Origin of the sequence: Paraburkholderia aspalathi, assembly GCF_900116445.1 — a bacterium.
GTDB lineage: Bacteria > Pseudomonadota > Gammaproteobacteria > Burkholderiales > Burkholderiaceae > Paraburkholderia > Paraburkholderia aspalathi.
This window is the reverse complement of sequence record NZ_FPBH01000031.1, coordinates 11,725-37,450: the sequence shown is the minus strand read 5'-3', so window position 1 is coordinate 37,450 and position 25,726 is coordinate 11,725. Positions and strand designations below refer to the sequence as shown.

At 60.1% G+C, this 25,726-nt stretch carries 22 protein-coding genes; 16 read left to right on the top strand and 6 right to left on the bottom strand.

The window, feature by feature from the left end; translation table 11 throughout:
• The first annotated feature begins 152 nt into the window (after positions 1-152).
• The 3 genes from glgX (at position 153) to BM438_RS34985 (ending at position 5,266) form a co-directional block, all read left to right on the top strand.
• Positions 153-2,369 (top strand): glycogen debranching protein GlgX, encoded by a 2,217-nt coding sequence (gene glgX / locus BM438_RS34995; RefSeq protein WP_093644241.1) that lies wholly within the window; start codon positions 153-155, stop codon positions 2,367-2,369.
• A gap of 172 nt (positions 2,370-2,541) precedes the next feature.
• On the top strand, positions 2,542-2,721 hold the full coding sequence (locus BM438_RS34990; RefSeq protein ID WP_093644239.1) for a DUF2934 domain-containing protein: 180 nt from the start codon (positions 2,542-2,544) through the stop codon (positions 2,719-2,721).
• Positions 2,722-3,112: 391 nt separating this feature from the next.
• A complete protein-coding gene (locus BM438_RS34985) occupies positions 3,113-5,266 on the top strand; it encodes a hybrid sensor histidine kinase/response regulator (RefSeq protein ID WP_208620740.1) in 2,154 nt (717 codons plus the stop codon).
• A 45-nt stretch (positions 5,267-5,311) separates the two neighbouring features.
• On the opposite strand, the gene BM438_RS34980 is transcribed toward BM438_RS34985, so the two are convergent.
• The 4 genes from BM438_RS34980 to BM438_RS34965 form a co-directional block, all read right to left on the bottom strand.
• On the bottom strand, positions 5,312-6,331 hold the full coding sequence (locus BM438_RS34980) for a class I fructose-bisphosphate aldolase (RefSeq protein WP_093644235.1): 1,020 nt from the start codon (positions 6,329-6,331) through the stop codon (positions 5,312-5,314).
• A gap of 41 nt (positions 6,332-6,372) precedes the next feature.
• Complete coding sequence (locus tag BM438_RS34975; RefSeq protein ID WP_093644233.1) at positions 6,373-6,693, bottom strand: thioredoxin family protein; 321 nt, start codon at positions 6,691-6,693, stop codon at positions 6,373-6,375.
• A gap of 168 nt (positions 6,694-6,861) precedes the next feature.
• On the bottom strand, positions 6,862-7,161 hold the full coding sequence (locus tag BM438_RS34970; protein ID WP_093644231.1) for a hypothetical protein: 300 nt from the start codon (positions 7,159-7,161) through the stop codon (positions 6,862-6,864).
• A 58-nt stretch (positions 7,162-7,219) separates the two neighbouring features.
• Positions 7,220-7,636: a MarR family winged helix-turn-helix transcriptional regulator gene (locus BM438_RS34965; RefSeq protein ID WP_054035429.1), complete on the bottom strand. Its 417-nt coding sequence runs from the start codon at positions 7,634-7,636 to the stop codon at positions 7,220-7,222.
• A gap of 184 nt (positions 7,637-7,820) precedes the next feature.
• On the opposite strand from BM438_RS34965, the gene BM438_RS34960 reads away from it, so the two are divergent.
• From BM438_RS34960 to BM438_RS34940, 5 genes are all read left to right on the top strand, one after another.
• Positions 7,821-8,201: a DUF2628 domain-containing protein gene (locus tag BM438_RS34960; RefSeq protein WP_093644229.1), complete on the top strand. Its 381-nt coding sequence runs from the start codon at positions 7,821-7,823 to the stop codon at positions 8,199-8,201.
• A 42-nt stretch (positions 8,202-8,243) separates the two neighbouring features.
• Positions 8,244-8,777, top strand: coding sequence for a hypothetical protein (locus BM438_RS34955; RefSeq protein ID WP_408313683.1), 534 nt, complete (start codon positions 8,244-8,246; stop codon positions 8,775-8,777).
• Positions 8,778-8,951: 174 nt separating this feature from the next.
• Positions 8,952-10,274, top strand: coding sequence for a sugar efflux transporter (locus BM438_RS34950; protein WP_093644227.1), 1,323 nt, complete (start codon positions 8,952-8,954; stop codon positions 10,272-10,274).
• 404 nt (positions 10,275-10,678) lie between these two features.
• A complete protein-coding gene (gene gnd, locus BM438_RS34945) occupies positions 10,679-11,716 on the top strand; it encodes a phosphogluconate dehydrogenase (NAD(+)-dependent, decarboxylating) (protein ID WP_093644225.1) in 1,038 nt (345 codons plus the stop codon).
• 15 nt (positions 11,717-11,731) lie between these two features.
• Positions 11,732-12,436, top strand: a complete 705-nt coding sequence (locus BM438_RS34940) for an HAD family hydrolase (protein WP_093644223.1) — start codon at positions 11,732-11,734, stop codon at positions 12,434-12,436.
• Between the two features lie 43 nt (positions 12,437-12,479).
• Here BM438_RS34940 and BM438_RS46775 read toward each other — a convergent pair whose 3' ends face one another.
• Positions 12,480-12,605 carry a hypothetical protein gene (locus tag BM438_RS46775; protein ID WP_266226226.1) on the bottom strand — a complete coding sequence of 42 codons (126 nt, stop codon included), beginning with the start codon at positions 12,603-12,605 and terminating at the stop codon, positions 12,480-12,482.
• Positions 12,606-12,927: 322 nt separating this feature from the next.
• Here BM438_RS46775 and BM438_RS46770 point away from each other — a divergent pair, with 322 nt between their 5' ends.
• The 4 genes from BM438_RS46770 (at position 12,928) to BM438_RS34925 (ending at position 17,241) form a co-directional block, all read left to right on the top strand.
• Positions 12,928-13,050 (top strand): hypothetical protein, encoded by a 123-nt coding sequence (locus BM438_RS46770; protein ID WP_266226224.1) that lies wholly within the window; start codon positions 12,928-12,930, stop codon positions 13,048-13,050.
• A gap of 32 nt (positions 13,051-13,082) precedes the next feature.
• Positions 13,083-13,289 carry a hypothetical protein gene (locus BM438_RS34935; protein WP_093644221.1) on the top strand — a complete coding sequence of 69 codons (207 nt, stop codon included), beginning with the start codon at positions 13,083-13,085 and terminating at the stop codon, positions 13,287-13,289.
• Positions 13,290-13,662: 373 nt separating this feature from the next.
• Positions 13,663-16,056, top strand: a complete 2,394-nt coding sequence (locus tag BM438_RS34930) for a phosphoketolase family protein (protein ID WP_093644219.1) — start codon at positions 13,663-13,665, stop codon at positions 16,054-16,056.
• Between the two features lie 12 nt (positions 16,057-16,068).
• Positions 16,069-17,241, top strand: a complete 1,173-nt coding sequence (locus BM438_RS34925) for an acetate/propionate family kinase (RefSeq protein WP_093644217.1) — start codon at positions 16,069-16,071, stop codon at positions 17,239-17,241.
• Between the two features lie 2 nt (positions 17,242-17,243).
• Here BM438_RS34925 and BM438_RS34920 read toward each other — a convergent pair whose 3' ends face one another.
• Positions 17,244-17,513 (bottom strand): BON domain-containing protein, encoded by a 270-nt coding sequence (locus BM438_RS34920; RefSeq protein WP_093644215.1) that lies wholly within the window; start codon positions 17,511-17,513, stop codon positions 17,244-17,246.
• 317 nt (positions 17,514-17,830) lie between these two features.
• Here BM438_RS34920 and BM438_RS34915 point away from each other — a divergent pair, with 317 nt between their 5' ends.
• From BM438_RS34915 to BM438_RS34900, 4 genes are read left to right on the top strand one after another with little or no spacing between them, the layout of a single operon-like run.
• Complete coding sequence (locus tag BM438_RS34915) at positions 17,831-19,963, top strand: type VI secretion system Vgr family protein (RefSeq protein WP_093644213.1); 2,133 nt, start codon at positions 17,831-17,833, stop codon at positions 19,961-19,963.
• Positions 19,964-20,004: 41 nt separating this feature from the next.
• Positions 20,005-20,427 (top strand): DUF1795 domain-containing protein, encoded by a 423-nt coding sequence (locus BM438_RS34910; protein ID WP_093644211.1) that lies wholly within the window; start codon positions 20,005-20,007, stop codon positions 20,425-20,427.
• Positions 20,428-20,440: 13 nt separating this feature from the next.
• Entirely contained in the window at positions 20,441-24,898 is a 4,458-nt protein-coding gene (locus BM438_RS34905; protein WP_093644209.1) for a DUF6531 domain-containing protein, read from the top strand.
• On the top strand, positions 24,876-25,706 hold the full coding sequence (locus BM438_RS34900) for a hypothetical protein (protein WP_143131814.1): 831 nt from the start codon (positions 24,876-24,878) through the stop codon (positions 25,704-25,706). Before BM438_RS34905 ends, BM438_RS34900 begins: the two co-directional genes overlap by 23 nt.
• The last annotated feature ends 20 nt before the right edge of the window (positions 25,707-25,726 follow it).

The following is a 25,726-nucleotide window of genomic DNA, read 5'->3' as shown; positions in this document are numbered from 1 at the left end:
TGCATACGATGCGTTTTTCCGTAGTTGCCTGAAGGACGCCTTGTTCCGTTGCGTTCCAGTTGCGCAACGCTCAGGTCCATAATTTGCTGACGCAGCAAGCTTGCACATTCAAAACACGTCTGCGAGCGCCCTCAGCTTTTACAGGAATCCCTATGTCATTCCAAGCCAGCTATTCGACGCGCATCGCGGAAGGCACGCCTTTCCCGCTTGGTGCGACGTGGAACGGAAGCGGCGTGAACTTCGCGCTGTTCTCAGCGCATGCAACCGGCGTCGAACTCTGTCTGTTCGACGAAACCGGCGAGACGGAAATCGAACGCATCGAACTTCCGGAGTACACCGACGAGGTCTGGCACGTGTTCGTGCCGAATCTGAAGCCAGGCGCGGTGTACGGCTATCGGGTCCATGGCCCCTATGAACCGGAAAACGGACATCGCTTCAATCCGAACAAACTCCTGCTCGACCCCTACGCCAAAGCGCATATCGGCGAGCTCAAATGGGCGCCGGAAATTTTCGGCTATACGCTCGATTCGGAAGAGGGCGATTTGTCATTCGACGAGCGCGACAGCGCGCCCTTTGTACCGAAGTGCAAGGTGGTCGACGCCAACTTTTCGTGGAGTCATCCGGAACGCAACGCGCTGCCTTGGGAGCGCGTGATTTTCTATGAAACTCACGTGCGCGGTTTTACCAAACGTCATCCCGAAGTCCCGGAGAATTTGCGCGGCACCTTCGCAGGGCTCGGCCAGCAGGTGGTGCTCGATTACATCAGGAGTCTCGGTGTCACGTCGGTCGAATTGATGCCGATCCAGACCTTCGTCAACGACAGCCATCTGCTCGATAAAGGCCTCACCAATTACTGGGGCTACAACACGATCGGCTTCTTCGCGGCCGACCCGCGCTTCTTCGCGTCGTCGATCGACTCGGTTGGAGAATTCAAAGAGATGGTGGATCGCTTTCACAACGCCAACCTCGAAGTCATTCTCGACGTGGTCTACAACCACACCGCGGAAGGCAACGAGCGCGGTCCGACGATCTCCTTCAAAGGCATCGACAACGCGTCTTACTATCGCCTGATGCCTGACGAGCCGCGCTATTACATCAACGATACCGGCACCGGTAACACGCTCAATCTGTCGCATCCGCGTGTGCTGCAGATGGTCACTGACAGCCTGCGCTACTGGGTGACGGAAATGAAGATCGATGGTTTCCGTTTCGACCTCGCCACGATTCTCGGCCGTGAAACGCATGGGTTCGACGAAGGCGGCGGCTTCCTCGACAGTTGCAGGCAGGACCCGGTGCTCTCCGCTGTGCGGTTGGTCGCCGAGCCGTGGGACTGTGGCCCCGGCGGCTATCAGGTAGGCGGCTTTCCGCCCGGCTGGGCCGAATGGAACGATCGCTTTCGCGATACGGTGCGCGGCTATTGGAAGGGCGACGAAGGCGAGGTCCCCGATCTCGCCAAACGCCTGACCGGTTCGGGCGACAAGTTCAACCATCGCGGGCGCCGCCCGTGGGCCAGCGTCAACTTCGTCGCCGCGCACGATGGCTTCACGCTCAACGATATGGTCTCGTACAACGACAAGCACAACGAGGCCAACGGCGAAGACAACAAGGACGGCCACTCCGACAACAAGTCATGGAACATGGGCGTTGAAGGACCAACGGACGATCCTGAGTTCCGGCAGCAACGTGAGCGCCAGAAACGCAATCTGCTGGCCACGCTGCTGCTCTCGCAAGGCACGCCGATGATCCTCGCGGGCGACGAATTCGGCCGCACGCAGAAGGGCAATAACAACGCGTATTGCCAGGACAATGAAATCAGCTGGGTCGATTGGGAAGGCGTCGACGACGACGGCCGTGCGCTAATCGAATTCGTCAAGAACCTGACCACCCTGCGTCATCGTCTGCCGGTACTGCGTCGTGGGCGTTTTCTCAGCGGCGAATATAACGAGGCGCTCGACGTGACCGACGCGCGTTGGCTTTCACCAGACGGCACTGATCTTTCGCAGGAACAATGGGACGATCCGTCGATGCGCTGCTTCGGCCTCGTGATCGACGGACGTGCTCAGGCGAGCGGCATTCGACGGCCCGCGTCGGATGCGACCTTGCTGCTGGTGCTGAACGCGCATCACGACGTGGTCAATTTCACGCTGCCCGATGTTCCCGAGGGCGATCAGTGGACCTGTCTGCTGGATACGAATATGCCGGTGCGCGCCGAGTTGCCGCAATTCAGCGCCGGCGACGCGTATCAGGTGACCGGCCGTTCATTGCTGCTGTTCGCACTCGAAGCGCCGAGCCGCGCAACCCAACGCGTGTTTGATCGCCTGGAAGAACAACTTACCACTGACGAAAACGAACCTCCGGCCGGAACGTGACGAGGCTGGAGCCTCGCGCGAGTGCTGGCAGCCAGGTATAGCGCTTGCTCGATTCCGGATAGCTGCGCGCCCGTCGTTTGCCTTGAGTTTTCATCGACAGACGCGCGGTACAGCCGATATCGGTCTTCGTCAGCTCCAACCGAGGGGTGATCAAATGGAACAGGAAACACAAATGGAACAGGAAGCAATGTCTAAGGAAGAGCAGATTCGCACACGCGCTTACTACCTTTGGCAACAGGCGAGCGATCCGAAGGGCACGCCTGACGAGTATTGGGAGCAGGCACGCGATGAGGTCGAGAAGGAAGCGCCGCCGACAGAGAGCGGCCCGGTGGCTGGGGCGCCGAAGAAGTGACAATGCGCCGGTCCACACGTCGACGCGCAGGCGCCATCGAAACACACAGATGAGGTGCAGAAGCGAGTTGCATCGTCGACGGCCAGCGGCCGTCGACGTGTGCCGCTCACTGACCCGTTACGCCCACTACGTCTGACTAAATAGGACCTACCCCATCTTCGCCGCGCTGCAACACGGTGAACGACCTATTAATGAACGCCCCGCGAGAGCAATGCGTGTGCCGACTCTCCGCAACCCTAAGCGCGTCACTTTCGGCACGAGCCACGCTATGGAGAACGGCGGAAGTGCGGTAAATTCCGGGGAGCGGAAATAGCGCACGAACAACGCGGGGCGCGTTGTCGTTGTGTATGACTACCCCGACCCGTACCCATCTTTCATGGAGATCGTGACCGTGCAACGTGCCGAACGTGTCGCAGTCGATTTCCCCATGCCGTCGCGCAATTTCGCGGCGACGCGGCGTGTGCTTCTGATCGTGCTCGTGGTTTCGATTGTGTTTCCTTTGGCATGCCTCGCGGGTTATGGGTATTTCGATTACCAGCGCCGGATTGCCGATTCGAATGACATGATCGACCGGCTCGCGCGCGTCACCGAGGAACAGGCCGTCAAGGTCCTGGACCTCAACCAGCAGATGGCCTCGCGCATCGTCGACTTGCTCGGCAACGACAATGACGCGCAGATTCGCGCGCAGGAAGCCGGCTTGCACGACCGTCTGCGGCAAATCGGCGGCGACTTTCCGCAGGTCGGGTCGATTTACCTGCTCGGTGCGGATGGAAAGTTGCTTGTGTCGAGCCGCGCTTATCCGGCGCCGGTCATGTCGAATAGTCAACGTGAAGACTTTACTGCCGCCAAGGCGATGCGGCCGCAACCCTATTTCTCATTGCCCTTATTCGGGCCGCTGTCGCAAACCAATGTGTTCAACACCGCGACCGGCCGCTCGGGCGAGAATGGGCAATTCCTGGGCGTGGTGTCCGTAGCGTTGCGCACGGATTACTTTTCGCGCTTCTACCGTGAGCTGACGAATGGCGATACGTCGCTCTCGCTAGGTCTGTACCGCCAGGACGGCAGCTTGCTGGTGCGTTATCCGGCGTGGCCGAGCGGCGCCAAGCCTACCCAGCAGAGCGCGTTCACCGCGGCATTGCGCGACAAACAGCTATTCGGCCACATCCGTCTGACGTCAACGGTCGATGGCGTCGAACGGCTGCTGGCGTTTCGCCGCGTCGGCGACTATCCGCTCTATGTGATGAGCGCCTATGAAGCCGGCTCGATCGGCGCGGCGTGGCGCGAGCACTTCATGGCGATCGCGGCGATCACGGCTGTGCCTTGCGTCGCGATCTGGTTGCTGGTGTTTTTCTCATTGCGCCAACTTGCCGACGAGCGCCGCGCGTGGGAGCGCTGGCAAGGCGAAGTGGCGATGCGTCTTTCGGCCGAGGCTTCGAGCCGGCAATTACAGCGCATGGGTGCGCTCGGCAATCTCGTCGCCAATGTCGCGCACGATTTCAACAATCTGCTGATGGTCGTATCGGCCAACACCGAACTCGCGCGTTTGAAGCGCTATAACAACCTGGAAAAAGAAGTGCAAGCTGTCGAGCGCGCCACCGCCACGGCGGAATCGTTAACGCGGCGGCTCTTGAGCGTGGCGAAAAAACAGCCGCTCAAGCAGGAGCCGGTCAACCTCGCCACATGGTTGCCGAGCGCCGCGCCACTCATCGACGCCGCGCTCGGCGACAACATCGAAATGGCCTTGAACATGGTCGAAAACGTCTGGCAGGTGCTGGCGGACCCGACCGACCTCGAATTCGCGATCATGAATCTGGCGGTCAACGCACGCGATGCGATGCCGCGCGGTGGCCGTTTTGTGATCCGTTGCCAGAACAACCGTCTGGTGGGCAGCGACACCTTGCTGCCTGACGGCGAATACGTGCTGATTGCCTGTTCCGACGACGGCGAAGGCATGCCCGAAGCTGTCGCCCGTCGCGCGTTCGAGCCGCTGTTCACCACCAAGCTGCGCGGCTCGGGCTCCGGCCTCGGCCTCGCCCAGGTCCTCGCCATGTGCGAGCAAGCCGGCGGCACGGCCAAAATCGACAGCGTGCCGGGCAGTGGCACAACGGTCAGACTATATTTGCCGCGCTATCGCGAGCGGCAGAAGGCGACAGTGCCTGACGTAGAAACGGCGCAGCAGCCGGCACCGGAGCCAATGGGCGTCGTGTTGCTGGTGGAAGACAACGAGGATGTAGCGGCCGGCGTAGCCGCCGTGCTGGAAACCTTCGGCTGCGAGGTGCGGCACGAACCGACCGCCGACCAGGCGCTCGACGTGCTGAGCGGCGGTGCAAAGTTCGAACTCGTGCTGTCCGACATTCAGATGCCGGGCAAGCTCAACGGCATCGACCTCGCGGAGAAAGTACGCAGTGCGTGGCCGGCACAGAAGATCGCGCTGATGACCGGCTACGCCGACGAACTCGATCGGGCGCGCCGGCTCGGCATAGCGATACTCGCCAAACCCTTCAATATCGACGAGCTGCACGCACTGGTTGTTTGCGAACCGTAAGGCCGCCCTGGCAAGGGCGGCACGCACGAACCGCCCGTCGTGGGACTAACTCTTTTCCTGAGAAGCTTCGTACTTGCCAAGCGCCGCCGCGCTGTTCAAACGGGCGCGCTTGAGCAACGCCGCCTGGGCTTCCTTGACGTTACTCGCTTGTCCTTTCCATGCTTGCAGCGGCGGTTCCTGCAACGCGCGGCCATACGAGAAGCTCAGATTCCACGGCAGCGGCCCGAGGCGATTCATTGCATCGAGGTTGGCCGTTGCCTCTTCCGGGGATTGGCCGCCGGACAGGAATACGATTCCCGGCACCGCCGACGGCACCGTGCGCTTGAGTATCCGCACCGTGTGCGCCGCGATGTCCGCGGTCGATGATTGCTGCGCGTGTTCAGAGCCCGCCAGCACCATGCTCGGCTTCAGCAGAATGTGTTCGAGCACCACGCGATGCCGGTGCAAGGCGTTGAAGACTTCGTGCAACACGGCCTCGGTCACTTCCGCGCTGCGTCCGATGGCGTGATCGCCGTCCATCAATACCTCCGGTTCGACGATCGGCACGATGCCCGCTTCCTGCGAGATCGCCGCGTAACGCGCGAGGGAGTCGGCATTTGCTTCGATGGCGAGGCGGCTCGGCAAGCTCGCCGTGATGTTGTAGACCGCGCGCCATTTCGCAAAGCGTGCACCTTGCCGCTTGTAATCGACGAAACGTCTAGCGAGGCCGTCGAGGCCTTCGGTGATTTCGTCACCCGGGGCGAGCGCGAGCGGAATCTTGCCGAGGTCCACCTTGATACCGGGCACGATGCCGTTCCTCGCGGAGAGTTGCGGGAAAGGCGTGCCGTCGTCCGCTTTCTGGCCGAGCGTTTCTTCGTAAAGGATCACGCCGCTCACGAATTCGCCGAGACCCGGCGTGGTCAGCAGCAGGTTGCGATAGGCGCGGCGGTTTTCCTCGCTGGATTCGAGGCCGATCGTCTTGAAGCGTTTGGCGATGGTCGGGCCGCTTTCGTCGGCCGCGAGAAGACCTTTGCCGGGTTGGGCCATCGCATCGATGGTGGCTTGCAGCTCGCTACGGGTGTCCATGAAGTGTGCTCCCAGTAATCCGGTTAGCGGATGAAGTCTTGTCAGACCGACGCGAAAGCCTCTGCTATCTCGGTGGCGTTAGCCGGGCGCACAATGCGTGCGATTTCGGCGCCGTCGCGCATGAAGATCAGCGTGGGCCAGAGTTTCACCTTGAAGGACCGGCCCAGCGGGCGGCCAGGACCGTCCTCGATTTTCAGATGTCTGATGCCGGCATGCGGTTCGAAAGCTTTTGCAATCGATGCTTGTGCGCCCTGGCAGTAGCCGCACCAGTCGGTGCCGAATTCTATGACCGTAACGCCCGGGAAGGCGTCGATTTCGGCTCGTGCGGGTGCTTTGGGGGAATAGGCGGTTCGGGTTGCCATGAGTGCTCCGGTGCTTTTTTTACCTGTGCCGGCAGGGTTTTCCACTGTCGCGGAGTCTCGCTGCCCGTCGATTTTTGTAAGAGTAGCAGCTATGGTCAGGATCGTCAGTGCGGGTGGCTTTGTCTGTGCGCAGGCAAACCCACAACGCCGCCTGAGGCGCAAAACCTGCTACCTCGTGCATTGCGTGACCGCCTGAGCCAAAGCATCCTGACCCGCGGGGTTCTGGAAAAAGTCCTCGACGCTAACGTGCTGTTCCTCGGCCAGCGCCTGCAAACAACGCTCGTTGTTGCTGCGTACGGCAGCGGGCGCGCAGGCAATCGCGATACCAAGCAGGACGCAAAGCAGGACACAAAGCGCAATCCCGATCACGCCGCCAAAAATCCAGTTCGCAGACCACCGCACATGGCCGGCAGAAAACCTTGCACCCTTGCGGATCGCTGTGCAGTGCTGACTCGCCAGATCATCCATTTACGCCTCTCGTTATAGTTAGCAAGACAACCATTTGGTTAAAAAAAAGCGCTTTACCTTATCCAAGCGCTTTTCGCACGCCGTGCATTGAGGTAACGGCTGCTTCAAACAACTCGGGCCCAATCTTCGCTCGCAGATTTTTTGCAATTTGCGCGCTGGCCTCGTTGATCGGCCGGTCCAACGCCTTGCCGGCCCGCGTGGCATACACGCGCCATTCGCGGCCGTCGGTTTCGCCCTGACGACGCTCGATCAAGCCCTTGTCGCTCAGGTTATCGATCAGCCGCGTGGCAGTGGGGCGGGCGATGCCCAGCAGATCCGCCACCTGGCTGCTCAGGCAACCGGGCGTGGCCAGCACGACGCGCAGCACGAAACCCTGGGGCGGCGTCAGCCCGAATTCGGCGTACACGAGACCCCATTCGCGCTCGGCAAGCCGCGCCAATGCGGATGAATTGAAGTAAAGGCAATGATCGAACATGAGCGCTATTGAAACTCAATATGGTTAGCAAGGCAACTAAAATTTGCCGGGATGCATCTCACTGTTTGGGAGCCACCAGCGGGTGCATCGTCGCGCAAATTTCACACAAACGCATATTCTTGCAAGCGTGACATGTTAAACGTCATGATTCGCTCTCAAGGCACCATCGCGTTCAGGAAAGGACATGGCAGAAAAGATCTACCTTCGGCACCCCGGCAAGGATGAAACCGTCGCGGTCGCCACCGGTTTCAGCTGGGGCGCGTTGCTATTGGGCTTCGTCTGGGCCATGTCGAAGAGAATGTGGTTTGCCACTTTCATCATGCTGGCGGTCAACACGTTGCTGTTTTTCTCGGGCTTGTGGGGCGAAACGATCGGCACGATCGGGCTGGTGCTGTCGGTGCTGTTCGGCGTTGCCTGTGGTGTTTATGGCAACCAGTGGCACCGTTGGACGCTCGAGCAGCGCGGATACGTTGTGGTGCGTCCGGCGGGCGAGGGCAGTTCGGTGGGAGCGGATAGCGCTCAAGCTCGAGCCGCTCATGCACGTCCCCCTGAGCAGATCCCCTGAAGCAGGCCGCCACGTCTTCTCACGCCGTCATGGAGATATTCGATGCCGATTGGAATTACCGTAAGGACCTCCGCCCCGTTTGACTCGTTTGCCACGCCTCGCGCCATGTTCCGCCGCAGCCTGTTATGCGCGGCGCTTATCTCCTCGCTCAGTGCGGCGCCGCTTGCGTACAGCGCCGATCCGGCCGTCGCGCCAACGCCTGGCCCTGGCGCACCGGCCGCGCCAGGCGCGCAAGCCGCCATGCCAGCCGCAGCGTCGGCTACGTCGCCCGACGACACCTTTCTGCTCACCATCTTCCTGCGTCACGACGAATCCAAACCGCTGCCGAAAATCAACGATCAGTTGCGCGCGCAAGGATTTTTCAAAACCTTTCCGCCGCCCGGCATCGAGGTCGTGTCGTGGTACGTGATGATGGGCATCGGCCAGGTCGTCACGCTGCGCGTGCCGGCGAGCCGTCTGCGTGAAGTCAACCGGGCCATCGAGACGACGGCGTGGGGCGGCTATCGCACCGAGTTTTATCCGACCTACGATTACAAGTCGCAAGCGCAGCAAATGCGTTCAACGGACGGCAAGTAGCGTCGTCCATGCCGTCAGCGTGTCCGCAACGGCGCGCAACATGGATTTGGGATGCAGGGGGCGCAGGTTTACGCGTCCACAAGCTAGGCTGATAATGCCCCGGTTGTTCCGGCCACGAAGTCTGCGCCGCGCATCGTGCGTCGCAGACTCGCTTTCCCTGACCCACCGCCACCCGTGTTGAAAACCTCCCGTTTTTTCGACCTGCTGCACATCCCTGGCTTCAAGCCGCTGGCCGCCGCCACGCTCATGCTCGGTGTGGCCATGTCCTTCACCGCTCCGTATCTGTCGCTGTTCGGCGTAGAGCGCGCCGGCATGACGCCGCTCAAGCTCGGCATCTTCATGACGCTGATCGCGGCGAGCGGGGTGCTCGCCAGCACCTTCGCCGGCCGCTGGAGCGACGCGAGCGGACGGCATCGGCCGTTGCTGCTGGCGGCGCTGGTGGCCGCCGCGCTCGGTTATCTCTGTCTATGCGTAGTGCGTGACTACCGGCTGCTGCTGGCGGTCGGCATTGTCTTCATCGGCGCGGGCGGCTCGGCCATCTCGATGGTGTTCTCCTTCAGCCGCGCGGCGCTGCCGGTGCCGGACCCCGCGGAGCGCGCCTTTGCCAGCGCCACCTTGCGGACCATCCTCTCGGCGGCGTGGGTGTTCGGGCCGTCGGTGGGCGCGCTGGTGCTCGCCGGTGCCGGCTTCTATGGGCTCTTCCTGTTCGCGGCGGCAAGTTTTGCGGCCTGCGCGACCATCGTCTGGCGCATGCGGGAGCCGCAAGGCCATCTGGGCGATCACACGGTGGAAGACACGGCCTCGGAACCATCGGCCTCGATCACCGTGCCGCCGCTGACCGCACCCGGCGAAGAGGCGCACGAGGACTTGCCGGGCGTCGCCTCGCAGAACGACATCCGTCGTGCCGTGGCCGCGCTGACCTTGCTGGGTCTCGCCGCGAACGCCACCATGATCGTGCTGCCGCTCTATATCGTGCACGGCCTGAACGGCACGCATCTCGACGTGTCGGTGATGCTCGGGCTCGGCGCCTTGACGGAAATTCCGATGATGCTCGCGCTCGGCGCGAAGTCGTCGACGCTGCACAAGCCGAACTGGCTGGCCGCCTGCGCAGCGGTTCACGCGCTGTATTTCGTCGCGATGTCGATGGCGGGGAGCGTCCACGTGCTGATTCCGATGCAGATACTCAACGCGTTCGTCGTTGCGGTGACTTCGTGCCTCGGCATGGTCTACGTGCAGGATCTGATGCCCCACGCACCGGGCCGCGCGACGGCGTTGTTCTTCAACGCTGCGCGGGTCGGCTCGATTCTCTCAGGCGTGTTGTCGGGTTTGCTGGTCCAGGCATTCAGCTATCGTGGCACGTTCCTGTTCTGCGGATTGCTGGCGCTTTGCGCGCTGGTGCTGTTTGCGGTGCCGGGTTATCGTTATCCGATCATGTGGCGCGCGGTGCGACGTATTGCACTCGCGCAATACGAGAAGGTCCAGGCGCGGCGGCGATAGGGCTTGCCGTTCGCACGTGCCACGCCCTTCGCGCGTTCAAACCGATCCGGTCCATGCCCACATGCGGCGGCGCCCGCGAAAGCGTCGCGCTTTATCCTGTGCAAGAAGTGTAAGAAGGCAGTTAGCTAAATCGAAGCCTTCGCGCTAACTACAGCGTGCACCGACGCACGTCCGGAACTTCCGGCTGCGCAAAACCTCTGCAAAGAAGCGTATCGTCGTTCGATGCAGACGGGGATGCGCGATTCAATGCATGAACGGTGCGAGCCTGCTACCGTGTGTCCGTCGGACCACGCGAAACGCAACTACAGTTAGGAGAGCCACTTGCCGCATGCAAAGCGCACGGCATGGCCGCAGCACACCGAGCCAGACCGAGCAGCGCAACGAGACACTTTCCGGAGCGAGATATGCAGCTAGGCATGATTGGATTGGGACGCATGGGCGCGGACATGGTGCGGCGCCTGACGAAGGGCGGTCAGCAATGCATCGCTTACGACGTGCAACCGGCAGCGGTGGAAAAACTGAAACAGGACGGCGTCGCGGGTGCCGCATCGCTGGAAGACCTGGTCGCGCAATTGCAAAAGCCGCGCGCGGTGTGGCTGATGGTGCCCGCCGCGGTGGTCGACAAAACGCTCGAGAACCTCGTGCCTTTGCTGGAGCCTGGCGACATTGTGATCGACGGCGGCAACTCCTATTACCACGACGACATACGCCGCAGCGCCGAGTTGGCGAAGCGCGGGCTTCACTATGTGGACGTCGGCACGAGCGGCGGCGTTGCGGGACGTGAGCGCGGCTACTGTCTGATGATCGGCGGCGAGCCTGAAGTGGTGAAGCGGCTCGAACCGATTTTCTCTACGCTTGCGCCAGGTGTGGGCGCAGCGCCAGCCACGCCGGGACGCGCAGCCGGCAGCAGCACGGCCGATCAGGGCTTCTTACATTGCGGCCCGCAGGGCGCGGGGCACTTCGTGAAGATGGTCCACAACGGTATCGAATACGGCATGATGGCCGCGTATGCCGAAGGCCTGAACATTCTGCGTCACGCCGATGCCGGCAAACATGCGCGCGAAGCCGATGCCGAAACGTCGCCGCTGCGCCGTCCTGAGCTTTACCAATACGAACTGAATCTTGCCGAGGTCACCGAGGTATGGCGGCGCGGCAGCGTGATCGGCTCGTGGCTGCTCGACCTGATAGCAGGATCGCTTGTCAGCGACGCCGATCTGCAAAGCTACGCCGGGCGCGTATCGGATTCCGGCGAAGGGCGCTGGACGGTGGCGGCAGCGATCGACGAAGGCGTGCCCACGCCGGTTCTGAGCGCGGCGCTATTCGCGCGTTTCAGTTCGCGAGGCGAGGCAGATTTCGCGAACCGGGTGTTGTCGGCCATGCGGCACGACTTCGGCGGTCACGTCGAGAAAGCGGCCACGCCGGCCGATGGACACAAGAGCTAATTCAGGGGAGCCGCGATGCCAGCCTCCAATACCACCCCTCACGACGTCGTCTTTCTATTCGATTGCGATAACACGTTGCTGGACAACGATCATGTGCTGGCGGATTTACGCGCGCAGATGAAACGGGAATTCGGCGAGCAGAACTGTGCGCGGTACTGGGAAATTTTCGAGGAGCTGCGTGCAGAGCTTGGCTACGCCGATTACCTCGGTGCGTTGCAGCGGTATCGACTGGAGAACCCTCGGGACACGCGCCTGTTGTTGATGTCGGCGTTTCTGATCGATTATCCGTTTGCGAACCGGCTGTATCCGGGCGCATTGGATGCGATCAAACATGTGTCGCAGTGGGGGCCTGCAGTGATTCTGTCCGACGGCGATGTAGTGTTCCAGCCGCGCAAGATCGCCCGCTCGGGCCTATGGGAAGAGGTCGGGGGACGGGTTCTGATTTACATCCACAAGGAGCTGATGCTCGATCAGGTGATGGAATGCTATCCGGCCCGGCACTATGTGATGGTGGACGACAAATTACGGATTTTGACCGCCATGAAGAAGGCTTGGGGAGAGACGCTGACTACGGTTTTTCCTCGCCAGGGGCACTACGCCTTCGATCCCAAGGAGATTTCCAGCAATCCGCCCGCGGATGTGACCATCGAGCGGATTGGGGAGCTGGCTGATATCGACGTCGATATGCTTCTAAGCGGCGGGACGGTAGGGGGCGCCTAGACTTTCTGCCTTTCAGCGCTCACCCGGCGGCTTCAGTGGCTTGCTAGCCAAGGCCCAGCAGTTTGACCAGCAAGCCGAACACGCCCACCAGCACGGCGACGCCGGCGCACAACAGCACAAGCGTGAGAAGGAGAATCAGAGGCCCTTTGAGGCGGCTGGGAGTCGACATGATGGCTGTTCAGATAGAGGGCGAGCAGCAGAGAGCGCGCCAGATGCGGCCCGCCGTCGCGCATTTAGCATGAAGAGCTTAATCGCATTCACTTAATGCTCACTTAAAGTCCGGCGCAAGACCGGCAGCCTCTGCCGCGCCAACGGCCTGTCAGCCGAACGGTCCAACACCGTACAGACACGGCGGCCAATTGAGCGCATGATCCTTGCTTGGCGCGCGTCGTGAGCCGATTTCCTCAAAATCGGCCGCGCGCTCAATCGGATGCCCACTTTCACGTCGCAGGCGCTCAAACGCAGTGCGGCCGGCGGGCCAAGGAAAAATCATGACATCCGCAATCTGGGGCATCGTAGCAGGCATGGCGCTGATGGTCGGCGCTTCGATGTACCTGCGTCAGCTCCGTCTCCTGCACCGCCCGGACCCCCGTTGGACTGGCAAGAAACGTTGATTCGTCCCACATCCTCGAAAAAGGGAGGCACCATGTCACCAGTACCTGCTCCGCGACGTTCGCCGTCGCCGTTACGTCAGTCCGATTCGCCTGGCGCCGTGCGCGACCGGCGCGCAGAACTCGGCCGCGCCGACGAAGCGCGTGCCGAGCAACGCGAACGCGACGACACGCGCAACGATCCCAATGCCAGCAAATGGCGCTACCAGCCACCACAGCGGAAAGAGAAAGAGCCGGTGTAAGGACTGCAACTGAACACCCGCGAAAGAACGAACACACAATCGAACGGGCGCTAGCCAACGTTCGGGTCGGCAATCGGATCGGCCATCTCCCTATCGGCGCTTCCCGCGCCCACACGAAAGCGACGTACACGTGTCGCAAGATCAAGCTTTGGACGATCGCGCCGAACCATGACGCGCGCTTCCTGTCACACCCCTGACGATCACCGGCCCGCCCTCAAGAGCCTTGCACAACGGACCTTTGTCCTACGCTTGCGTTATGTCATGCGCATGACAACGCGACAGTCATTGCCGGTTTTCCTTCACTGATCGCGTCGCGAACAATCGCAGCAGCACCCGCTAACCAGCCTGACAGTCCTTTTCAAGGAGTGGCGCCATGGCCGAAGCAACCTCCCGTCCGACCCCGCCGAAAACATTGGAGCCCGAAACGTTACGCAAGATGGATCGCTACTGGCGCGCCTGCAACTACCTCTCGGCCGGCATGATCTACCTGCGCGACAACCCGCTGTTGCGTGAACCGCTCAAACCCGAACACATCAAGAATCGTCTGCTGGGCCATTGGGGCTCGGACCCAGGGCAAAGCTTCCTGCTGGTGCATCTGAACCGGCTGATCAAAAAGCTCGATCTGAACGTGATCTATATCGCCGGCCCGGGCCACGGCGCGCCTGCCACGCTGGCCCATTGCTACCTCGAAGGCCATTACTCGGAAATCTATCCCGACCGCAGTGAGGACGAAGCCGGCATGCGGCGCTTCTTTCGCCAGTTTTCGTTTCCCGGCGGCATCGGCTCGCATTGCACGCCCGAAACGCCGGGTTCGATTCACGAAGGCGGTGAACTCGGCTATAGCCTGTCGCACGGCTACGGCGCTGCGTTCGATAACCCCGATCTGATTGTCACGGTGATGATCGGTGACGGCGAGGCTGAAACCGGTCCGCTTGCCACCTCATGGCACTCGAACAAATTCCTCAACCCGATTCGCGATGGCGCGGTGCTGCCGGTTCTGCATCTGAACGGCTACAAGATCGCCAATCCGACGATCCTCGCGCGCATTCCTCGCGAGGAACTCGAAGCCTTGCTGACCGGCTATGGCCACAAGCCGTATTTCGTCGAAGGCGACGATCCGGACACCATGCATCAACAGATGGCCGCAACGCTCGAACAATGCGTCGGCGAAATTCGCGCGATCCAGCAGCATGCACGCGAAGCGAATGATGCGACGCGCCCGCGCTGGCCGATGATCGTGCTGCGTTCGCCGAAAGGCTGGACCGGGCCGAAGGAAGTCGACGGCCATCAGGTAGAAGGCTCGTGGCGCGCGCACCAGGTGCCGGTGCTCGATCCGGTCACGAATAGCAAGAGCCTGAAGCTCGTCGAGAGCTGGCTGCGCAGTTATGAACCGGAATCCTTGTTCGACAAAGCAGGGCGTCTGGTCGAAGAACTGCGCGAACTCGCGCCCGAAGGCACGCGCCGCATCAGCGCCAATCCGCATGCGAATGGCGGCATGCTGTGCAAAACGCTCGACCTGCCGGCGTTTTGCGATTACGCGGTAGCGGTGAAAAAGCCCGCCGGCTCGTACACGTCGCCTACCGAGGTGCTTGGCACGTTTCTGCGCGACGTGATGCGCAACAACATGACGAACTTCCGCGTGTTCGGCCCCGACGAAACCGCCAGCAACAAGCTGACGGCCATCTACGAGGCATCCGAGAAAACCTGGCTCGCCGAAACCATGGCAAGCGACGCTGACGGCGGTGAACTCTCGGTGGACGGCCGTGTGATGGAGATGCTGAGCGAGCATACGCTCGAAGGCTGGTTCGAAGGTTACGTGCTGACCGGACGCCATGGGCTGTTCGCCACCTATGAAGCGTTCGTCCACGTGATCGATTCGATGTTCAACCAGCACGCCAAGTGGCTGGAGAAAGCGAAGCGCGATCTCGGCTGGCGGCAACCGGTGCCGTCGATCAACCTGCTGATCACGTCGCTGGTATGGCGTCAGGATCACAATGGCTTCACGCACCAGGACCCGGGGTTTCTCGATGTCGTGACCAACAAGAGCCCGGACGTGGTGCGTATTTATCTGCCGCCGGACGCGAACTGTTTGCTGAGCGTCGCCGATCATTGTTTGCGTTCGCGTGACTACGTCAACGTGATCGTGGCCGACAAGCAGCCGCATCTGCAGTATCTCGACATGGATTCGGCCGTCACGCATTGCACCAAGGGCATCGGCATCTGGGATTGGGCGTCGACGGATCAGGGCGTCGAGCCGGACGTGGTGATGGCCTGCGCGGGCGACATCGCGACCATGGAAGCGCTTGCCGCCGTGCAGATTCTGAAGGAGCGCTTTCCCGAGTTGAAGATCCGCTTTGTCAACGTGGTCGATCTGTTTCGCCTGATGCCCGAACATGCGCATCCACACGGTCTGTCTGATCGCGATTTCGATTCGTTGTTCACCACCAGCACGCCGGTGATTTTTAACTTCCATTCGTATGCGTCGCTGGTGCATAAGCTCACGTACAACCGCACCAATCACGGCAATCTGCATGTGCATGGCTACCACGAGAAAGGCAACATCAATACGCCGCTCGAGCTGGCGATCATCAATCAGGTCGACCGTTTCTCGTTGGCTATCGACGTGATCGATCGCGTGCCGGCGCTGCGCGGCGTTGGCGACCACGCGAAAGAGTGGCTGCGTGGGCAGATCATCGAGCATCTTGCTTATGCGCATGCCGAGGGCATCGACAAGGAAGAGATCCGCAACTGGACGTGGAAGGGCTGAGCGGAGCGTGCCATGGCGACTCATGAGAAGACCGACGACCCGGCTCCGACGATTCTGGTGTTGAACAGCGGTTCGTCGTCGCTGAAATTCGGGCTGTTTACGCGCTCCGCGCACGCTGGCGGCGATGAAACATTGTTGCTGGAAGGGAGTGCTGAAGGTATTGGGCGCGGCGACGGAAGCTTGCGTATCAAGTCGCCTGACGGTCGCGTGCTGGTGCAGGAGAAGGATGTGCTGGAGTCGCAGACCGACGCGTTGCAGAAGCTCGCGCGCGTTCTTGCTGAACAGAAGCACGGGCGTCCCGCTGCGGTGGGGCATCGCGTGGTGCATGGCGGGCCGCATCTGCGAACGCATCAACGCTTGACACCTGAAGTCCGGCAGCGCTTGCAGGACGCTGTGCACTTTGCGCCCTTGCACATTCCACCGGCGCTGGCATTGATCGACGAGGCAACGAAGATTTTCGGCGACGCGGAGCATTTCGCCTGCTTCGATACGGCGTTTCATTCCACACTGCCGGCGCGTGCGGCACAGCTTGCGTTGCCGCGCCGTTACGCGGAGGCGGGCGTGATTCGCTACGGCTTTCACGGGCTGTCGTATGAATCGTTGGTGACTCGGCTCGGCGCTGATTTGCCGCCGCGAGCGGTGTTCGCCCATTTGGGCAATGGGTCGAGTTTATGTGCCTTGCAGGACGGCAAATCCGTCGATACGTCGATGGGTCTCACGCCGACCGGTGGCGTGCCGATGGGCACGCGCAGCGGCGACCTCGATCCGGGTGTGCTGCTGTATCTGATGCGCGTAGAGAAGCTCGATGCCGATGCGCTGGAGACGCTGTTGAATCGTCAGAGCGGTCTCGCCGGTTACGCCGATGGCGAGAGCGATATGCAGGCGCTTGAAAAGCGCGCCGCGGCGGGCGAAGTGAATGCATTGCTGGCGCTGGATGCGTTTGCTACGGCCGTGCGCAAGACGGTTGGCGCCTATGCAGCTTTGTTAGGCGGGATCGATTTGCTGGTGTTCACGGGTGGAATCGGTGAGCACAGTGAGGAGATTCGTAAGCGGGTGTGCGCGGGGCTTGCGTTTTTGGGGCTATCCGAAGGGGATTCAGCGGGGAGGGTGAGGGCCATTCATACCGAGGAGGAGAAGCAGATTGCGAGGCATTGCCGGAGGCTGTTGCAGGCCGGTTCCGGCTGAGGTTATTCGTTTTTGATCGTGGTGCGGTCCGAGACGCCGGTTACACCGAACAGACGGGTGACATCTTCGAGTGCGGCGGTTCTTTGCTGCTCACGGTGAAGTTCGCCCTGCAGCGTGATGCGGCCGTGGGAGACCTTTACTTTTATCGCGTCTTTAGGCACCGCGGCGTCCCACGCTAGCCGCGTTCTGGCTTCAGCCGCAACCTGTCCATCACTCAGGCGCGAGCTGCCGATAATGCCTGCGCTGTGCGCAGCCTGGCGGGATTTACGCATACGAACTCCATCGAGGTGCCAAGTCACCGAACACTAACAGATGCAGACGATTCTGCCTTTGGCCGCAGCTATGGAAACCGCCTTCTGATACCGCCCTTAAAATCCCCACAAGTATTCAGGCAATAGCACAATCAATAGTGACTCCAATGTGAATTGATTATGAAATTGTTAAAAATTGCGACATTACGTTCGTTAATTCACAAGGCCTTGATATAGTGACCGCCGTCATGCGGTGTCAGATTAACTCCTGAAAAGAAACCTCCTGTGTATCGCTTTTATTGGCGATAAGGCTCCCCAATAACCTGGCGGGGTAAATCATGAGTTTTGCATCAATTGGAAGTGGTAACGGCGCCGGTGGCAGTCCCATCGGATCGCTTGCGGCGGGCGGTGTGCTGGGTGATGTCGGCTCGATCGCCGGCCTTGCCGGTCAGGCGGGTTCGCTCGCCGGCGTGCCCGGCGCGGGCTTGATGGGCGGGGCAGCGCGCGCTGTGCAGCTTGCCCAGACGGGCATGTCATTGCTCGGGCGAACGCCGGCCTCGATTGCCGATTCGATCAACGGTGCGTCCGGTTTAAAGCCCCAGCTGACGCAGGAAAACCGCTTTATCAAAATCGAGTCGCCGCTTGGCGGCAACGTGTTGCTGGTCAGTGCGCTGGTTGCCGATGAATTCGTCAGCCAGCTTCCGGAAATTCATCTCGATCTGCTATCCCACCAGAATAATATCGAGGTTGAAAAAATCGTCGGCCAGCGCGTGAAGATTACGCTGGATCCGCAGAGCGCCAATACGAATATTCTGACAACGACCGTTGCGTCTCCCGACAGCAGTCGCCGGTATTTTCATGGATATGCGGCATCGTTCAGCCGTGTTGGCAATTCCGGCACGGTCACCCGTTACGAAATGACGGTAGTGCCGTGGTTCTGGTTTCTCACCCGTTCGTCGGACTGCCGGATTTTCCAGAACGAGACCGCGCAGGACATTCTGACGTCGATCTTCAAGGAGCTGGGATTTTCGGATTTCGAATTCCATATCCAGAGCGAGCGCCCGCAACTCGAGTATGTGGTGATGTACCAGGAGTCGTACTACAACTTCTGCGCACGTCTGATGGAGCAGGAGGGCTTGTTCTGGACCTTCCGCTATGAAAAAGACAAGCACGTGCTCGTGATCGGCGACTCGAATTCGACGTTTGCGCCGATCGAAAATCTGAAGACGATTCCCTATTACGCGGATAGCTCGGCCAGCGAGTTGAACGGTATCGACCGCTGGGACGAAGCATTCAGTTTCCGCGTAGGGAAAGTCACTTTCCGGGACTTCAACTACAACGCGCCGTCGTCGCCGTTGATGCACGTCGAAGTGCCAACCGCCACGTTGAAGAATCCGAATATCGGCAGCACGGAGCGGTATGAGTATCACTCGCTCTATGACCATGGCAACGACGGCGAGCGCTACGCCCGCTACGCGATGGAGGCCGAAGAGGCGCAGGCCCGCCAGTTCACTGGCAGTGGCTACGCCTCTCGCATGACCACGGTTGGCCGCTTTACGTTGGTGAACCACCCGGTATCCACCTACAACAAGGATTTCGTGATCCTGCACGTGCGGCACCAGGCGGTGAACGACTACTCGCGGCATGACGCCGAGATGCCCTACCGCAACACCTTCACGTGCTTGCCGCTCGATGTGCCGTTCCGTCCCGAGCGACGCACGCCCAAGCCCTACATGCATGGCACACAGGCTGCGATTGTGGTCGGCCCGAAGGGCGAAGAAATCTACACGGACGGCAGCCGCGTGAAGCTTCACTTCATGTGGGACCGGCGCGGTAAACAGGATGGTTCCGATTCGATGTGGGTCCGTGTGTCGCAGCCGTGGGCCGGTGAAGGTTGGGGCGGCTCGGCGATTCCTCGCATCGGGCAGGAAGTGATCGTGGCATTCAACGAGGGCGATCCGGATAACCCCGTCATCGTTGGGCGTCTGTTCAATGGCGAGTCAGGCAATCCGTACCACGGCAGCAGCGGGCAGACGATGGGCCTTAAAAGTCAGACGCACAAAGGGGACGGCTCGAACGAGTTGCGCTTCTCGGACGTGAACGGCGCGCAGGAGTTCTTCATGCATGCGCAGAAGGACATGAATACCGTGGTGGAAAACGCCCAGAGTACCCAGGTGCTGAAGGGCGATCGGTCGATTGCCGTGGCTAAGGGCGACCACTTTACGACCGTGTCAGTCGGCAATCTGCAGGACGCTGTCACGAAGGGGAATACGACGCAGCAGACACCTGCAGGGGTGCACACGATCGAGGCGAAGGAGTTGTGGATCAAGGTGGGTGGGGAGGGGGGGACGAAGATTCACATGACAGCTGATGCGATTGAAATCTACAAGGGTTCGTCGGTCATCCATATCGACGACGGGCAGATCAAGGTTCAGGCCGGTAACACACACATCAATCCCGATAACGGCTGATTCCCGACTCATATCAACCTCCGTGTCACTGGAAGAACAACATGTATCAGATACAGGAAGGCTCACTGTCGTTGCCGGCCGACTGGCATGACAAGACGATAAACGTGTTTGTGTCGGCGGCCACGGGAACGGAAGGTGTGAGCTTTGTCGTGACCCGGGAGAGCTTGCCATGGGGGATGAAGTTTCATGAGTACACAGCCAACGAAATTCAGAAACTCTCGAAACAGGTCGCGGGTTACGAGCTAGTTGCCGGTGCGGAGTCCGAGGTGTCAGGCCGCGCTGCGTACACGCACGAATTCAGATGGCTCAATAACGGCAAGCCGATCCAACAGCTGCTTACGATGGTCGAGTATGGCAAGCGGGTCCTCATGCTGACGTTTACTGCTCCGGGCACGATAAGCGAAACGCAGAAAACTCAGGTACACGCGATGATCCAGAGCTTCTCGCTTAACGAGCCTAACTGAACACCGCAAGACCATGGCTGACCAGGACAACGACATTCCCGTTAGCACCGGCGAACCAACTGGTACCGCTAGCGAACGGCTGGCTCATCTGCAGACACTGGAAGATGGCGAGGCCGTCAAGCAACGGCAGATGGAATGGGTCGACGGCGCGAACTATGGGATGCTCGGCGCCGACGTTGGTTACGGCGCATACGCTGCAGGTTCTGCAGTCATTGGGGCCGGCGCGACCGGGGCTGCGGCGGCGGGCGCCGCAGCGCTTGCTGCGGTACCCGCGGTCGTTGCTCTCGCAGGGTCATGGGCGCTCGGTAAGTTGGGCGTCACTGGAGCGATCGCCGAGGGTGTGACGAAAGTTGGCGATGCACTCGGCCTGACCATCGGCCGGGGTGATCCCCACCCGGCGTGCGTTGGCGACGATATTGCACACTCGTCCGGCTTCCTCGGAATGATGGCTGGACTTGCGGTGGGTATCGCCATTGGAGCAATGGTCGCCGCGACGGTGGTGACCGGGGGACTTGCAGGGGCACTTATCGTTGGCGTCTGCATGGCCGGTGGGCTGAGCCTGGGCAGCGCACTTGCCTCGGCGAGTCAGAGTATGGGTAGCAATTGCGGGAAGATCTCGAGCGGATCGGGAAACGTCACATTTGAGGGAAAAGCCGCCGCTCGCGTCACCGATGTTGCGTCATGCTCCAAACATTCGAGCTCCCCGGAGCCACTGGTCGAAGGCAGCAAGACCATCACGATCAATAGCCTGCCGCTGGTGCGCATCGGCCATTCGACTCATTGCAGTGCTAAGGTCAATTCGGGTCGTAAAAGCGTTTGGGTTGACCGAACGACTGGGCAGTACGGACCGAAGAATCCCGAGCTTACCGCCGGTGAAGAGTTCTTCGCGGGTTTGCTTGGCGGCCTGCTTGGCGCGAAACTAGGTGGCATGCTCGGAGATGCGCTTCCGAAACGGGAGCCGACCCAATCTGCTGAGGTGTCGGGAAAGAAGGACAAAGTCTCCACGTGCAAGGAGGACCCGGTCGATGTAGCGACTGGCGAGGTGGTCGACGTCCGCACTGACATTTCAATTCCAGGTGTGTTGCCCTTGCAGTTCACGCGGCGTTACCGCACGCGTTCGGAAGACACAGGCCTTCTCGGGCCGAAGTGGTCGAACAACTGGTCGCAGTGTCTGTCGTTCGATGATGGTCACCTCGTGCGATTCCATAGTGCGAGCGGACAGACGATCACCTTTATAGCGCCGGAAGTCGGTCTCGACGGCATCAACCTGCGCGAGCCTCGTTATCGCCTGATCGGCACGCGGGACGAACCGCGGATTTTCGATCACGAGACACGACAGGTATTGGTATTTGCACCGCTTGCCGAAGCTCATACTTCGAGGCTCGAGCGGATCGAGGATCTGAGCGGCAATGCTTGCACATTTACGTACGATGCGGATGGCCGTCTCGACGGGCTTGTGCATACGGACGGCTACAGGCTTGATATTCTGTATCGTGGTACGAAGCGCGAGGTCGACCAGATTGTCCTTTACGATGTATCGGGCAAGCCGCACACACTCGTCGAATACGGATATGACGGGGCGATGCTGGCGCGCGTCGCGAGCTTCCAGCACGGTCATTTCAATTACACGTACGATCAAAATGGATGGATGACGGCCTGGCGAGACACCGATCAGACCGATGTCCACTACCTGTACGACGAGGTTGGCCGTGTGGTCGAAACGGGTACGCGGCAGGGGTATCACACCGGGCAATTCGTCTACGAGGACGGTCGCACGCGCGTCATCGACGGCGACGGCGAATGGGTCTACGACTACAACGCCGACGGCCTGGTCACTGTTGAGAGCAATCCGCTCGGCCACACCACCGTACGGGAGTGGAGACTCGGACGGCTGTTGACTCAGGTGGATGCGCTCGGCCGACGCACCCAATTTCTCTACGACGATACGGGCAATCTCGTGTCTGCCGAGGAACCAACTGGCCGCACGACACGGTTTGAATATGACGACACTCGGCTGATGACCGCGGTCGTGCTGCCCGCTGGAGTACGCATCAAGTTTGAATACGACCATCTGCAGCGCCTGATAGCTCGCACGGAGCCCGACGGGACGATTAAGCGTTACCGATATGGAGAGCGCGGCGAACTCTTGCGTGCCATCGATGGCGTTGGCGAAGTGCGGCTCGACTACGACGCGCGGCTGCGGCTGATCACGACTCGACTTCCGACCGGCGCGGAATTCCGTACGGTATTTGATGTCCTTGGGCGTCTCGTCGAAGAAGTTGATCCTGACGGTAACGTCACCCGGTATGACCATTCGGCGGGCGCTGAGAATCCCCGTGGCGCGGTCGCAAAGCTTATCCAGCCGGACGGCGCCGTTGTCTGTGCGCGGTACAACACCGAAGGTCTGCTCGTAGAGCAGAGCGATCAACTCGGCCGCGTTACCCGACACGAGTACGGGCCGTTTGACCTTGTTACGGCGTCGATTGACCCTGCCGGCCACATTACCCGATTTGAGTACGACCATGCTACGAGGCTGACGAAGGTCGTTAATGCACTGCGCGAGACGTGGGAATATCGTTACGATGGCGCAGGTCGCCTCATCACTGAGATCGACTGGGGTGGCCGCACGACGCACTACGAACGGGACGCGATTGGCCGTCTACTTGTAAAGACGCTGCCGGACGGGGGTAAATGGCGTTATGGGTACGATCCGTCTGGCCGCCTGGCCACGGTCGATGCCGGCGACGTAGGGTTGGCCTACACCTATGACGATGCGGGTCGGCTCGCTACGGCCGAAGTGCGAGGCGGGTCCGCCCACGTAACGCGCTTCAGCTATGACGAAAAGGGGCGTCTGATTGGAGAGGACCAGCACGGTGATCTCCTGAAACACATGTACGACGCCGAAGGTCGACGCAGTGCGCGAATAACGCCACATCGGCAAACGCTGTATGAATACGACAAGCTCGGCGCACTGACCAAGGTCGGCCCGATGTCGATCCTGCGCGATAGTCAGGGGCGGGAAACAGGCCGGCAGGCTGGCGAGTTCGTCATGCAGCGGCAATACGATGCGTTGGGCCGTGTGCGCCGGCAGGTCGCGGGGCCGCGATCGGCGTTCGACGAGATACAGTCGAACCCGGTTCACGCGTTGGAAAACCTCACGCGTCAACTGTATTCGTACGATGCGGCCGGGCAGTTGGAGCGTGTAGACACTGATTCCGACAGCGTGACGTATCAACGCAACTTACGTGGACAGATAGCGTCCGTGCATAGCCTCCGTCAGCCACCGGAGCACTACCGCTATGACGCGAACCTCAACATTGCAGCGCACGGCCAGCAGGGGCCCACTGACGCTCACTGTTACCTTCCAGGAGGGCTTCCGGAACGCGTCGGCTACGCGCGCTATCGTTACGATGCGCGCGGGCGGACGATCGAAAAGACGGTGGAGCAACCGGGGTTCAGGCCGAAGAGTTGGCAATACGCGTGGGACGGGTTGGACCGATTGGTGAAGGTGTGTACACCGGAGAAAGGGGTTTGGATCTATCGGTACGATGCGTTCGGCAGGCGCGTAGAAAAGAGGCTGGTTGGTGCGCGAACAGCGATTCGCTTTCTTTGGGACTGTGGACAGATCGCGGAGCAGTGGCAAGACAAGGACGGAACGTGTGCGTTTGTTAGGGGCTGGCACTTTTCTGAGAACGTCAACCCGCTAGCTCATGAAACAGACAGTGGTGTCTTTCCAATTCTGTCGGATCAGTCCGGCTTACCCAAGGCCATGTTCGACGAACGTGGCGCGAAAATCTGGGACGCTTCCTACACGATATGGGGGCGGCATCTCAAGTTAGATCGAGTCAACAATCACGTTGGGACCGACGAGCCGTCAGAAGTAAACCTCCGATTTCCCGGACAATGGGACGATGAGGAAAGCGATCTGTTCTACAACCTGCACCGATTCTACGATCCTCAAACAGGGCAGTACCTGACAGTTGACCCGCTTGGACTCGCTGGTGGCCTGCGTACCCATGCTTATGTGACGGTCCCGGACATGTTGATTGATCCGTTCGGGTTAGCAAGCTGTCCGGTTCGAGAAGTCAACGGAGCGAAAATACACGGCACCGGACAGAAAGACGGAACGCCAGGTCACGATCAATTTTCCGAGGTCATAGCAAACAAACTTGCAATGAGCGGAAAATTCACTGATATCTATTTGAATCGCTCGTACAATTACGCGAACAGTGGGGATGTGTCGCTCAGACGCCCCGATATCATGGCGGTCGATGTCAACGGCCAGACGCATGCAATAGAGCTCGCGTCGAGGACTGATATGGGGGCCAAGCTTCCAACGTTGACTGCTCGAAATAGGGCCGCCATGGGCAATCTGCCGGCATCAAATCGCGGCGAAATTATCGTTCTCGATCATCCGTACAACGCGTCCGACATCAAGAGCGTTTTGGATGACCTTATTTCCGGAATTTAGTGGGCGGATCATGTGCACAGGAATGGCGCTATATGGGACAGATCGAATAAGTCCGCTTGAAGCATACAAGGCCGGCCATGAGTTCTTTTCAGCAATGTCGGTCGACATAACGACTGCGGGATATACACGTTACATTGAAGTCGCTGGCGAGAGGGACGTCGAACTTGTTGAGGTTCCTTTCGACGAGCTCAAGAGCCTGATTGAATCTGGAGTCGCAACCGATTTCCGGATATACAACAACGCAGGTGGCCAGATACCTTGGCGCGCTTCGTTCGGCTACAACACGCCTTCCTTTGGCGGTTTTTTTGGTATTGATGCACAGCTCGATGTTCAACTTGCGGATAGTGCCGACAAGTTTATCGACTACATCAAGCGAATAGCCACGAGTCTGAATGTCTCTTATGGAATAGCATATGAAGCGCCGAAGATGACCTCCGCGTTTTACTATGCAGCCGGGAGCAATCTCGCGAAACTGAAGCCATTTGAGAATCCGTCGGCCTTCGGCAAGGAAGTGCCAGGCGGATCTTATGGAGCGGCTCGCTATCAAGAAAGCATGCTAAGGATGGTGTATCCGATCAATGTTATAAGTGATCGTCACCTTAACATCGTGGTTGGTGGCATTCAGCTTAAAGAATGGATTGTCGCGGAAGACAATCGTGGATCCCTGCAGCCCATAGGGAATGACCTTTGGCTCTGGTTGGTGCCAGAAGCCGCCCTGGATTCAATCAATCAGCTATGCGGGGAAGCGGGAATCCTGATTTCATGGAAGCCGCAAGCAGTCCCGCGCCCAGGTCGAAAACTGCCTTGAAGGCACTGGAAACAGTGGAG